This is a genomic window from Helicobacter sp. MIT 99-5507, assembly GCF_003364295.1.
Taxonomy (GTDB): domain Bacteria; phylum Campylobacterota; class Campylobacteria; order Campylobacterales; family Helicobacteraceae; genus NHYM01.
On the sequence record NZ_NXLO01000001.1, the window covers coordinates 196,117 to 209,575 of the forward strand.

The 13,459-nt window shown below is 28.6% G+C and carries 14 protein-coding genes; 2 read left to right on the forward strand and 12 right to left on the reverse strand.

Annotated elements, in window-relative coordinates; translation table 11 throughout:
* Window positions 1-15: 15 nt before the first annotated feature.
* The 8 genes from CQA42_RS01050 to CQA42_RS01085 form a co-directional block, all read right to left on the reverse strand.
* On the reverse strand, window positions 16-573 hold the full coding sequence (locus CQA42_RS01050) for an isochorismatase family protein (RefSeq protein ID WP_115582846.1): 558 nt from the start codon (window positions 571-573) through the stop codon (window positions 16-18).
* A 10-nt stretch (window positions 574-583) separates the two neighbouring features.
* Window positions 584-1,693 (reverse strand): hydrogenase formation protein HypD, encoded by a 1,110-nt coding sequence (gene hypD, locus CQA42_RS01055; protein ID WP_115582847.1) that lies wholly within the window; start codon window positions 1,691-1,693, stop codon window positions 584-586.
* A gap of 85 nt (window positions 1,694-1,778) precedes the next feature.
* Window positions 1,779-3,485 carry a WD40 repeat domain-containing protein gene (locus CQA42_RS01060; protein ID WP_115582848.1) on the reverse strand — a complete coding sequence of 569 codons (1,707 nt, stop codon included), beginning with the start codon at window positions 3,483-3,485 and terminating at the stop codon, window positions 1,779-1,781.
* A complete protein-coding gene (locus tag CQA42_RS01065; protein ID WP_147289245.1) occupies window positions 3,478-5,298 on the reverse strand; it encodes a DUF342 domain-containing protein in 1,821 nt (606 codons plus the stop codon). Before CQA42_RS01065 ends, CQA42_RS01060 begins: the two co-directional genes overlap by 8 nt.
* Before the next feature lie 53 nt (window positions 5,299-5,351).
* On the reverse strand, window positions 5,352-6,179 hold the full coding sequence (locus CQA42_RS01070) for a MetQ/NlpA family ABC transporter substrate-binding protein (protein WP_115582850.1): 828 nt from the start codon (window positions 6,177-6,179) through the stop codon (window positions 5,352-5,354).
* 13 nt (window positions 6,180-6,192) lie between these two features.
* On the reverse strand, window positions 6,193-6,972 hold the full coding sequence (locus CQA42_RS01075) for a MetQ/NlpA family ABC transporter substrate-binding protein (protein ID WP_115582851.1): 780 nt from the start codon (window positions 6,970-6,972) through the stop codon (window positions 6,193-6,195).
* Complete coding sequence (locus tag CQA42_RS01080) at window positions 6,969-7,613, reverse strand: methionine ABC transporter permease (protein WP_408941428.1); 645 nt, start codon at window positions 7,611-7,613, stop codon at window positions 6,969-6,971. Before CQA42_RS01080 ends, CQA42_RS01075 begins: the two co-directional genes overlap by 4 nt.
* Window positions 7,603-8,658, reverse strand: a complete 1,056-nt coding sequence (locus tag CQA42_RS01085) for a methionine ABC transporter ATP-binding protein (protein ID WP_181881443.1) — start codon at window positions 8,656-8,658, stop codon at window positions 7,603-7,605. Before CQA42_RS01085 ends, CQA42_RS01080 begins: the two co-directional genes overlap by 11 nt.
* A 154-nt stretch (window positions 8,659-8,812) precedes the next feature.
* Here CQA42_RS01085 and CQA42_RS01090 point away from each other — a divergent pair, with 154 nt between their 5' ends.
* Both CQA42_RS01090 and CQA42_RS01095 read left to right on the forward strand, forming a co-directional pair.
* Entirely contained in the window at window positions 8,813-9,013 is a 201-nt protein-coding gene (locus CQA42_RS01090) for a hypothetical protein (RefSeq protein WP_115582852.1), read from the forward strand.
* Window positions 9,014-9,201: 188 nt separating this feature from the next.
* A complete protein-coding gene (locus CQA42_RS01095) occupies window positions 9,202-10,518 on the forward strand; it encodes a hypothetical protein (RefSeq protein ID WP_115582853.1) in 1,317 nt (438 codons plus the stop codon).
* Between the two features lie 38 nt (window positions 10,519-10,556).
* Here the strand turns inward: CQA42_RS01095 and CQA42_RS01100 are convergent, their stop codons facing one another.
* From CQA42_RS01100 to CQA42_RS01115, 4 genes are read right to left on the reverse strand one after another with little or no spacing between them, the layout of a single operon-like run.
* Entirely contained in the window at window positions 10,557-11,102 is a 546-nt protein-coding gene (locus tag CQA42_RS01100; protein WP_115582854.1) for a 2-oxoacid:acceptor oxidoreductase family protein, read from the reverse strand.
* Window positions 11,102-11,926 carry a 2-oxoglutarate ferredoxin oxidoreductase subunit beta gene (locus CQA42_RS01105; RefSeq protein WP_115582855.1) on the reverse strand — a complete coding sequence of 275 codons (825 nt, stop codon included), beginning with the start codon at window positions 11,924-11,926 and terminating at the stop codon, window positions 11,102-11,104. The genes CQA42_RS01100 and CQA42_RS01105 overlap by 1 nt, the downstream gene beginning before the upstream one ends.
* Window position 11,927: 1 nt before the next feature.
* Entirely contained in the window at window positions 11,928-13,052 is a 1,125-nt protein-coding gene (locus CQA42_RS01110; protein WP_115582856.1) for a 2-oxoglutarate synthase subunit alpha, read from the reverse strand.
* A gap of 18 nt (window positions 13,053-13,070) precedes the next feature.
* A complete protein-coding gene (locus CQA42_RS01115) occupies window positions 13,071-13,382 on the reverse strand; it encodes a 4Fe-4S binding protein (protein WP_115582857.1) in 312 nt (103 codons plus the stop codon).
* Between the last annotated feature and the right edge of the window lie 77 nt (window positions 13,383-13,459).

Consider the following 13,459-nt stretch of genomic DNA (forward strand, 5'->3'; position numbering starts at 1 on the left):
TTTACTTAAATTTACTTACTTTACTAGGCTTGATATTGCTTTAAATTCCTCTGCTCTAGAATCTTTTAATAAATCAAATAAAATACTCTCAATATTTACTACATTTACATCTAATCTACCCATCAAATCTAGTGCATTGTGTTTATTATTTTTATCTCTTGATATTACAGCATCACAAGCTACAACTACATCAAAACCAAGTTTTTTCAAATCTCTTGCACTTTGCAATACGCAAACATGGGTTTCCATTCCGCATATTATAATTTGTCTAATATGCTTATTTTTGTTTAAAAAATCTAATAATTCACTACCATCATAACAACAGCTAAAAACTCTTTTTTCAAAATCAATTTTCTTTATATCATCGCAAAACAAACCCTCTACACTATTTCCTAATCCTTTTACATATTGCAAAGATTGCATTATTGGAAGATTAAGGACATTTGCTCCATTTATTAGAATTTTAGTTTTTTCAAGAAATATCTTAAATTCATCTTTTTGCATACTATTACTTAGCCTATCTTGTATATCTATTACAAGTAACATTGCTTTATTTTTATCCATATAAAACATAAAAATTCCTTTAGCCTATATTTACATTTTTATATTTATAATACGCAGCACAAGAACCCTCACTGCTTACCATACAGCTACCAAGTGGATTTTGTGGATTACAAACTTTTCCAAATACTTTGCAGTCTGTAGGTTTTGCTACACCTCTTAAGATTTTACCGCATATACAAACTTTATTATCCATAATAGGTGTATATGATAATATATCATTAAATACAATCTCTGCATCAAATCTAGCATATTCATCTTTTAATTTTAATGCAGAATCTTTTATATTTCCAAGCCCACGCCATTCAAAATCTCTTTTAATAAAATATTTATTTACTAATTCTTGGGCTAATGTATTTCCTTCCATACTCACTACTCTACTATATTCTATATCTAGCTTTGCTTCGTTGTTACTAGCTTGCTTTACAATCCTAAGCACAGAATCCATAATATCAAGTGGCTCAAACCCACCCACAACAATTGGAATATTGTATTTTAAAAGTGGTTTATATATTTTTGCTCCAGTTATTACACTTACATGTGATGGTGCAATTAGCGCGTTGATATTGCAATCTTTAGAATCTAAGATAATTTCTAGTGGTGGCGGAACTAAAACATGATTGATATGAAAAAAAAGATTCTTTATATCTTGATTGATGGCTTTATTTAATAGTGCGGCACTCATAGGAGTAGTAGTCTCAAAACCTATTGCAAAAAAAACTACTCTTTTGTTTTTATTTTCTTGTGCGATTTTTAAAGCCTCCATCGGTGAATAAATAAATCTTACATCACAGCCCTCGCTTCTTGCTTTTTGTAAATTTCCCCTGCTTCCTGGAATCTTTATCATATCTCCAAGAGTAAGCAATATTACATCATCTTGCAATGCAATTTCATATGCATGATCTATTCTATTTTTTGGCATTATGCACACAGGACAACCAGGACCATGAATGAAATTTATATTATCATCCAAAAGTTTATTTAATCCATATTTCATAATGCTATGAGTATGCCCACCGCATACTTCCATGATATTTAGTTTATGTTTTAGTTTTTTTGCCTCAAATTTTATATTTTTTAAGATTCCTAGAATCTTATCTTTATCTCTAAAAGAATCAATTAATAACTCCATCAACTTTAAACCTTTGTTTTTATAAAAAATTTTACAGAATCTTTATATTTTGTAGCTACAAAAAAATCTTTATAAATAAAATCAACTATTTTCTACCCCCCCCCATGGAGACTTCTTTGGATTCTATGTCAATTTCTAAAATATTTGCAATTTCATATATTTTTAATTCTATTTCCATTACAAATTCTTTATATTCTTTAAAGTTTTTTAATATTTCAATGTATTTTTTACAATTTTGCAAATCTATAGAATAAAATGCGATTAATAATTCATAATAGCAAGATTCACTGCTATTTTCTATCAATTCACTCCCTTGGAGTGAATCTACAAATTTAAAATCTTTTTTTAATCTAAAATATGTTTTGTAATCTTTTTGTTTTATTGCATTAATTGCTTCATCTACTTTGTTGGGATATGATATGACTTCTTGAATGATACGAATCTTTGAAGGTATCTTTTTGTATTGCATCATTATGGTATTTGCTTCTATTTTTTTATTTTTCTTTTTTAGCTCTTTTGCAAGTATTAAAACTTTTTTAAATCTATCTTCAAAATCAATATAGCTTTTTAACTCTTTTAATATTGGATAATTTTTGACTAATGGTATTGCCCTTAATGCCATATTATTGTCCATTAATTCTTGAAACTTATCAATTGAATTGATACTTGCAATAAGATTTGAGACTTCTTTATTTTTGCTTGGCATATTTATATATTTTGTAAGTATTTTAATTGCTAGTTGTTGCTTATTGCTACAAGAGAGTGCTTTTGCTAGTAATAAATCAGCTTGAAATTTTGCTTCTAGTTTTAAGAAGAATTCTTCATTTTTTAAAAATGGATTATCTTCTACAAATTTATATGCTTTGATAATATCACTATCTACCAAAGAGATTCCATAATCTATAAATGATTTAAAGCTATATAGGCATACTTTATTATCTTGAGTTGATAAAATGATATTATCATCTTCAATCATAAATGTTTTATATCTATCATTTGGCATAAAGCTATCTAAGATTCTCTTTCCATCTGAAAAATCAACTATACCAATAACGCCATTTGCATTTAAATAAAATATATATGAATCTTTATAATAATCAATATCAACTATTCTAGCTGAGGTTGCTTGAAATTTATTTAACATAAATTTAGTATCAGTATCAATAATATAAATATATCCAGACATATCACCAAGTGCCAAAAACTTACAATTATCAAAAAAAATAGCACTTCTTATTGTCGCATTTACATCACAATTGATTTTAAAACTTTTATCTTTAAATTTATCAAATAACAATACACTTCTATCATACCCTATAGATAATATAAATCTTTTATCACTACTCTCTTTTGCAAATAATATAGAATCTTTATGCCTATTTGGCATGTCTATCAATTTGCCACTAAAGACATCCCATCTACTAAGCACTCCATTTTTACCACCAATTAGTATAGTATCGCCATTTTGACTTAAGTAAATGCTCTCAATCTTTGAATCTTGAATCTTAAATGAATTTATCACTTTTGCTCTTTGTGCATCTATCACAATAGCACTTGTTTGGTTTAGATTGATATAAGCAAAAATAGGAAAAGTTTTGCATATGGATATTTTGTATATATTAAATGAATCTTTTATCATATTTATTGCAATTTTTTTAGCATTGTTATCATCAAGCGTATTGCTAATCCAAAAGACTTCTTCTTTGAAATCAAATGCAAATATTGAATTATTATAAAAATTTATAATATCTGCACTAAATTTATTTTGTATATTAAAAAGTGGCTCAATCATCTTTTAAATCTTTATAACATAATACTTTAATAGAATCTTCATTTTTTCCCTTTGAGAGCATTACTTTTTTTATTGCATTATTGCTATCTGCAGTTATGTGGATTCTGCTTGTAATGCCATAAATATTGATATATTTTATATAAAAATCTATACTGCATTTATTTACAAAAGTGATATGTATTTCAAACATTTTATTTAGCTTATCTTTTATCTTTTGTGTTATTTCATCTATACTTTTATCCAATTCATCTATCAAGGAATTATATTTTAATAATACTTTCGTGCTAGATTCTAGCTTGAGAGATTGTTTATTTAGCACATTTTTATTCCAATCATACAATGCATTATCAATATTGCTTATATCTATATCATTAAGCTCTTTGTATAATAATTCATTTTTTTTCTTTTCATCATTTAATCTATTTTTATCATTTAAAAAAATATTTTTTAGTTTATTTAGGTTTAGAATCTGTGCATTTAGAGAATCTAGCTCATCTTTTGCATCTCCATAAAGGCATGGATATAAAGTAAATTCATTGTATTTTCCTGTCATATTGCCAACCAAGAGAGATTCTTGAATATAAATATTATTATTTGATTTTATTTGTGATATTTTACCTCTAGTGCAATATACTTTTGAGCCATTTAAAAAATTTATCAATAAATCATCGCTTGCTACATTTCCATTTTCACAATATCGAATTTGTGCAGATTTGGATTCTAGGCTTCCTCTTAAATATAAAATCGATGATTTGATAGATTGTATATTGCTTTTTATATGGACTTGTCCATTTATAAACAAATCTTTGGATATTATATTTGTAGCACCTACATTTCCTGTGATTTTTAGATTAGGGACTTCTAGTGTAAGTCCTGATGATACGACATCTTTTGTGAGATTGTCATTTTTTACAATGAGTGTATCAATGGCTTGTTCTTTTATATTTTGAATACTTTTTTGATTGATATTATCAAGTGTTACAATATCTGAAATAAGCATATTATTTCTAACAATTGATACAAATCCATCTTTATTTGCTGTATATATTATTTTGTTTTCAACCTCACTAACATTAATTCCATCTCCAGCAGAAATACCTATAGGATATGCTTTGCCTATACCATATATATTCCCATATATATTTCTCCAAGGTGAGCTATAATTTGGCTTTGTATAATCAAGTAAAATCTCCCCAGATTTAACCCTAAAAAATCCACCATTTTGCAATTGACTATCATGTGATAAAATCGAATTATTTTTACTTTTAGATAATAATAACTTTATTGCTATGCTATTTATTTGTGGTTCTGTTAAGGTTGATATATCAATAGTATAATATTCAGGATGCGTTTGATTTTCTCTTAGTTTTGAGGCTATATCAGCAATACTAGATTCTATATTATTCCAACCAAGACCAATTATAATGCCTCTATATGCACATATATTTAATATAATATTTTGTATTATTGATTCTAGATTATTTTTATCTTGTGGGATTCTTTGTGTATAAATATGAGCTTGCAAATTTGTTTCATTTTCATTTGTATTTAATTGTATGATGATAGGATAAAAAGAACTCTGTCTTTTAAAAATCGATATAGAATATTCTTGTTTTATATCATATATAGAATCTATGTAATAATTGATTGTTGAATTTGGTACTTTAATTTTATTTGAATTATTATCTATATAATATGTATCATACGATACTACCGAATAATCAAGCAATAATTCAGTGATTTTATATTCTAAAGCGAATTGCTTTAGAATATTTTTTATATTATTTCCTTGTCGTAAATGTTTATTATCCATATTCTTAACTATAAAAAAATTATATGCGGATTCTACCAAAAAATAATATTTATCTAAAATGCACTTACAATCTCGCCTTTATATTGTTCATCTATGAATTGCTTAGTTTTAGGGCTTAATAATCTTTCTTTTAGTTTTAATATTTTTGGATTATTTATATCACTACTTCTAACAACCAAGATATTTGCATAAGGCGATCTAGAATCTTCTAAAAATATTGCGTCTTTTGCACTAAGTCCAGCTTGAAGTGCATAATTTCCATTTATTACTGCACCATCTACATCACCAAATACTTTTGGTAACATAGCTGCTTCTATTTGCTTTATTTTAATATTTTTTGGATTTTCTACAATATCTAATTCTGTTGCATATAAATTATTTGAATCTTTTAGTTTTATAATTCCATTATTATGTAATAGTATCAATGCCCTTCCGCCATTGCTTGGGTCATTTGGTATAGCAATAGTCGCACCATTTTTAATAGAATCTATACTTTTATATTTTTTTGAATAAAATCCTAGTGGCTCTATATGCACTTTTGCAATAGATTCTATTTTTAGTTTTTTATCTTCTACCATTTTATCTAGATATGGTTGATGTTGATGGAAATTCGCATCAATTGAGCCATCATTAAGAGAAAGATTTGGCAATACATAATCACTAAATTCTATGATTTCTAAATCTATACCATCGCTTCTTAAATCATCTTTTATGTTTTCTAAGATTCTTGCATGTGGATTTGGAGTAGCTCCAATTTTTATCACTTCCAAATTAGAAGTAGAATCTGTAGATTCTGCTTGTGTTTTATTATTTGCATTATTTTCGCATGCTACAAAAAATATACTAAAAGCTATCACTAAAAATTTAAAATATTTTTTCATTTTTTTCTCCTTATTAATTCGATGAAATAGGGATTATCTCACCATTATATTTTTTTAGAATAAAATCTTTTACTTCCTTGCTAAGTAATACTTCTTGCACTTTTAAGATATTTGGATTATTTTCATTTCCTTTTTTTGTGGCAAAAACATTTACATATGAACTCTTATCACTTTCATAAAAAAATGCCTCTTTCAAACTCATATTTGCTTGAAGTGCATAATTTGCATTTATTACAGCCCCATCAATTCCATCAAGGACTTTTGGTAGCATTGCTGCTTCAACTTGTTTGAATTTTAGGTTTTTCTTATTTTCTACTATATCAAACTCACTTGAAGATAGATTAGTAGAATCTTGTAGCTTTATCAATCCATTATCATGTAGCAATATAAGTGCTCTTGAATAATTTGTCGGATCATTTGGCAAAGCAATAGTCGCCCCATTTTCAATAGAATCTATACTTTTATATTTTTTTGAATAGAATCCTAGTGGCACGATGTATATTGGCTTTAAAGCAACCAAATCAAATCCTCTATCTTTATTCATTTGCTCTAAAAATGGCTTATGTTGATACATATTTGCATCGCTACTACCATCATTTAATGCAATATCTGGTGTAATATAATCAGTAAAGCTTTGCACTACCAAATCAATACCTTGTTTTTTTAATATCGGTTTTGCAAACTCCAAAATCTCTGCCGCTGGAACTGGTGTAGCTCCTACTTTTATTGTTATATCTTTTGCATTACTAAAAACAGCAATACAAATAATTGTAAGAAAAATATTTTTTATCATCTATGTCTCCTTAATATTTTTACGATTAAATCACCGCCACTTTGGATAATTTGCACAAGTACAATTATCGTAATTACTGAATACATCAGTATATCAGGGCGGTATGTTTGATATCCTATCCTAATTGCCAAATCCCCAAGCCCACCAGCACCAACAGCACCAGCCATAGCAGAATAGCCAATAAGGCTTATTATTGTTATAGTGATTGCATTGACCAAAGAAGGCATGGATTCAAAAATCATCATTTTTACAATCGTTATTTTTTTTGCACCCATACTCTTTGTAGCTTCAATCAATCCCTTATCAACTTCATCAAATGCCCCCTCAAATAATCTTGCAATAAAAGGAATAGCAGATATTGTAAGCGGGATGATGGCAGTTGTGCTTCCTACACTAGTGCCTACAATGATTCTAGATAGTGGTAAAAGTAAAATAATTAAAATAATAAATGGAAATGAACGAACAATATTTACAATACTACCTAGAATCTTGTTTGTAAGTGGCATTGGCATAATGGATTTTTTCTTAGTAATACATAGAAAAACTCCAAGTGGCAATCCAAAAATAATAGCAAGAATGCAAGAGCTTCCAACCATATATAAAGTATCTAGCAAATGTTGCCAAATAGTATTAAATATTATCATTTTCATCTCCACTTAAATATTGAATTGTTACTCCTTGGTTTTTTAGCCAATTTAAACTTTCATTTATGATTACATCATTTCCTAAAAATTTCAGCACCAAATGCCCTACTTCCTCACTTCTAATCTCCTCAATACTTCCTGATAAAATATTTACATCAATATTAAATTTTTTTACCATTTTGCTAATAAGTGGCGATGAAGCATTTGGTCCAGTAAATAGAATCTTATATACATTACTTTTATCATTTAACAAATCTACAATTTGTTCATCACTAGTAGGTGGTAAAAATGATATAAGCTCTTTTGTGATAGCTTCTTTTGGATTTATAAATATCTCTTGAACTTCCCCACTCTCCACTATTTCACCATTACTCACTACACACATCTTATTGCATACTTCTTTTACAACTTCAATTTGATGCGTGATTAGTATCACACTAAGCCCAAGCTTTGCTTGAATGTCTTTTAATAAATGTAAAATAGATTTTGTAGTCTTTGTATCAAGCGCACTTGTAGCCTCATCACATAATAATAAATCAGGGTGATTTGCTAATGCTCTAGCAATAGCTACTCTTTGCTTTTGTCCGCCTGAAAGCTCACTAGGATAATAATTTGCTTTATCACTTAGCCCTACTAATTCTAATAATTCTAATACTCTGTCTTTTATCTTCCTTTTATCCCATTTTGCGATTTCTAATGCAAATGCGACATTTCCAAATACATTTCTTGCACTAAGTAAATTAAAATGTTGAAATATCATACCTATTTTTTGTCGTGCTAGACATAAATCATTATATTTTAGCTTGCTTAAATCTCTACCATTTACTAAGACTTCTCCACTTGTAGGATGTTCTAGTAGATTTATAATCCTAATTAGCGTAGATTTTCCAGCACCACTAAATCCTATCACGCCAAAAATATCACCATTTTGAACTTCAAGATTTATATTTTTTAGAGCATGAAATCCATTTGGATAAATTTTATTTATATTATTTAGCTTAACTATAGTAATTCTCCTAATAATTTTTTTTGTAAAAAACATTTGGAAGTATATCTAACTTTTTTTAATTTGAATATGTATTTTTAAAAAAATGTAAAAATTGTATTTTTATTGGATTTTAGATTCTAAAGATTCTTTTATAAAATATTAGGGATTTATAATATAATAAATCAAAACACTAGGAGGGAAGCAAGAAATGAAAAATATTGCTAGAGGGGCTGCTTTTGTTATCTTGAATATGGGGATAATAAGTGCTACAGATTTGACATTAGAAGGTATAATATCTAATGAAGTCAAAATAACAACACAATATAATACACTCACAAACTACGCTACTTTTACAAATACAGGCACTAGTATCTATGTAGAATCTGGGGGGGGGTTTATAACTTTATAAACTTTGGTAATACATATACATTTTGGACAAGTCATAATGGTGGTGGTAATACAAATATATATAATTATAGATATATAAAAAGTGGTTCAAATGGTAATTTTGCACTTAGTGGTGCAAGCATAACAATACATGTCTTTCATCTAAAAATCAATCAAGATGCAAATGCTTTTAATAATACCAAAGGAGATTTGACAAGCTATGAGGAATCGATTCGTAATTCACATATTTTAATAAGTGGTAGTAATGATGGAAAACTAACTATGGCTAATGATGGCAAAATCATACTTAGCTTTGGTGATGGATTTGAACTAGGACAAAACTATAATAGCAAATATATATTTTTAGATTGTGATGGAAATGGTGGAAATAATGGCAGTAGTGGAAATAATGATGTCAAAAATTGTGCTCTTAAAAATAATGGCAAAGATGTAATCCCATTTCTTACTACTTATAATAATGGACTTTTTTCTATAAAAACTAATGGTGGTGATTTTAGTATAAACATAAATGATGATGAATACGCTAGTATAAATACTATATATAAATCTGCATTATTATCTATGAATACCTATAAAACAATCATAAATAATATTATAAATAATTCAAAAACTTTTACAAATGAAAATAAAAATACAACAACAATAAACAATATAAATGCAAGAAGTGATAGAAGGAGAGCACTTAGTAGAAATATAGAATCTGAAATTACAAATGATAAGAAAGATTCTACTAATTATATGTTTTTCTTGCCACTTGTATCATATCAAAGCATAAATGGTGGTGGTGGATATAATGGATTAAACTATGGCTTTGTAGGTGGATATAATGCAGCAATAAATAATAATTTAGCAGGAATTCATTTTGGTTTTACCTATGGTGGAATAGAAAGTAAAAGTAGCAATTTAATACAGCTAAAAAATACGAGTTATTCAGCACTTTTAGGATTCCACTATAAATATAATTTTAATTATAATCTATATATTTCTACTAGATTAGAGGCATTCTATTATATAAATAATCTAAAAGGATATTTTAATAATATAAATTATGAAACACTAAAACCTACGACTTTTGCCCCAAGTATAAATTTTGCATTTGGTAAAAAATGGCATTTTTATATGAATAAAATTGGCGTAGAAGGTGGATTTGACTATAGTGCAATGATAAATTCAAGCTTAGATAGACTTGGTGAAAGTTATGCTAAAAACTTACTAAATCTCGCATATCTTGATATAAATGGCAATTATGAATTAGCATTGAAATATTTTAAATTTCATTTTTTACTTGGAGCAAAAACATTAATTACACCATATCCAAAAGCTACACTAAATACATCTAATGGATATAAAATAAATATATATGAAAACCGAATAAGTGCCTATACATCAATAGGGACAACATATCAACTAAATGATATCATAGCTTTGGAGCTGAATTATTTAGGAATATATGGTGATAGAATGATTAATCATAGTGGATTTTTTAATACAAAAATATGGTGGTAGAAACTAGAATCTTTTAAAGATTCTAGTATTCAAAGATATTATTGTTTTAGTGCTTCTAGTGCGTATTTTTCACCAAGTTCAAAAGCTTTTTTATTTAATTCGGCAACTTTTGCAGGGACTTTTGAGAGCATAGTATCAAACACTATATCTCTATCAACACATTTTGTAAGTGTTATGGTGATCGCAAGTGCTACGACTGATTGTGTGACGGCATTGCCCACCTCATCTTTTGCTATTGTAATAATTGGAATAGAATAAATCTTGTATTTCTTTAAATCTTCCATAGATGGCTTTACTAGATTTGATTCAACTACAACAATAGAACCATCTCTTAAATCAACTTTGAATTGATCATAACTAATTTGTGCAGTAGATAGCATAAAACCTACACTTTGTGCATATGGATATAATATTTCATTATCATCAAGTATGATATCAACTTTTGTAGGTCCGCCACGCACTTGACTTGTGTAAGTAGCAGCTTTTACCCCATAACCATTATCTCTAATCTTTGCTTCTGCTAGAATCTCCCCAGCAAGCAATACACCCTGCCCTCCTACACCTGTAAAGCGAAGCTCTGTCATTATTTGCCTCCTTTAGCTTTTGCAACTACTTTATTAAAATAAGCATTGCAGTATTCTTCTTTTGTTGTATCTTGTTTTAAGATTCCAGTTACAAATTTATTTTCTTTTTCTTCATCACTTAATTTATCATATTCTGATTTATTTACTAATCTTCCATCTATCCAATTAAGCATATCTGTAGCCTCTAGCATTTTATTTTTTCTGCCAAGATTTACATGACAATTACTATGAATATCAAAAAAGCTAAATCCTTCATGTTTAAATCCAGATATAAGTAAATTTTCTAATTTTTGTGGCTTTGTAACACTACCCCTAGCTACAAATGTAGCACCTGCTGCATCAGCAAGCTTGCAAGGGTCAAAGCTATAATCAATATTCCCATATTGTGCAGTAACAGTCCAAAAACCTCTAGGTGTAGTAGGTGAAGTTTGAGAATTTGTTAATCCATAAATAAAATTATTTACTAATATAAATTTTATATCTATATTTCTTCTACAAGCATGTATTGTGTGATTTCCACCTATTGCCATGCCATCACCATCACCAGAGATAACAATTATATGTTTTTTTGGATTTGTTAGCTTTATGCCTGTAGCATAAGCTAGTGTCCTACCATGAGTAGTATGAACAGTATTACAATTTAAGTATGAAGAGAATCTTCCACTACAACCAATACCACTAACTACACAAACATCATTCATATCCCAGCCTATTTTTTCTATAGCTCTAATAACAGTTTTTAAAATTACTCCATCACCACAACCCCAGCACCATAGTGTAGGCATTTTATCCATTCTTAAATATGTATCATAATTGTATGCCATGTTATAACCCTTTTACTTCATTTATAATTTCATTTGGAGAGATAGCTCTACCATTTGCTTTACCAAAGAATTTAATATCCTTTTTCATAACTCGCTCAATTTCTCTTACATATTGCCCCAAATTTAGCTCTGCTACCAGGATTTTATCAAATCTCTTTCCTAAGGCAGCTAGCTTTTGTTCTGGTGATGGCCAAAGTGTAATTGGTCTAAAAAGTCCTGCTTTTATTCCATTGTTTCTTAGCTCTTTTATTGCTTCTTTTGCACTTAATGATACAGAGCCATAGGCAATGATTAGAATCTCTGCATCTTCTATCATATACTCTTCGTATCCTTCAATAATAGATGATTTTGATTCAATCTTGTTAAATAATCTATTTATTAGCTCTGTGCTTAGTTTTTCATCTTCTGTTGGGAATCCACTATATCCATGTGTAAGTCCTGTGATATGATATTTATATCCACTAAAAAATGGATTTAATATAGCACTTTCATCATTTCCTACTTTGTATGGTTGATAATCTTTTGGATCTCCTTGAAATTGTCTTCTATTTTTTATTGTCTTTTTTACATCTTCAATCTCTGGTAATGAAGCCCTACCTTGCATGTGTCCTAGAGTTTCATCAAGCAATAAAAAAACAGGAGTCATAAGCTCTTCTGCTAAATTAAAAGCTTTTATTGTCTGTGTATAAGCCTCGCTTAAATTACCTGGACATAATGCAATAGAACAATAATCCCCATGAGTTGGTGATTTTACTTGATTTATATCACCTTGTGATACTCTTGTTGGAAGACCAGTTGATGGACCACCACGCATAACATCAACAATAACAAGTGGAATCTCTGCCATAAAAGCATATCCTATTTGCTCGGCTTTAAGGGAGATTCCAGGACCAGAGCTTGCAGTAAGAGACTTTGCTCCACCCATTGATGCTCCAATTGCAACAGAAATACCAGCTATTTCATCTTCCATTTGTATAAAAACACCATCATTTTTTGGCAGTAAAACACTCATATTATGAGCTATTTCACTAGATGGAGTGATTGGATATCCACCAAAAAATTTACATCCAGCATCAATAGCAGCTAATGCTACTAACTCATTTCCCTCTGAAATAATATCTCTCATATTAAAACTCCCTCACTCTTATAACATCATATAATTATTATTTTTTATTTTTTCTGCAAGTTCTTTTGACTCTTGTGTAAGTTTGGCAAATTTAAACTCACTTTTACTTGCTACATGGATTGCAAAATCTGGACAAGATAATTCACAATTATTACAACCTATGCAATTATTAGGATTAATCACTTCTATAATCTTTCCACTTACATAAGATTTATTAGATTTCATAGCAAGTGTTCCACTTGGACAAACCTCTACACAAATATCACAACCTTTGCATCTATTATAATCAACCCATACAGGGACATTAGGCGGTGCTATTAAACTACTCATACAAACTCCTTTTTTGTTAATCTATTAAAATAAATTATACTTCTAAATTTTAGTTACTATTAAATAATTTGCAATAA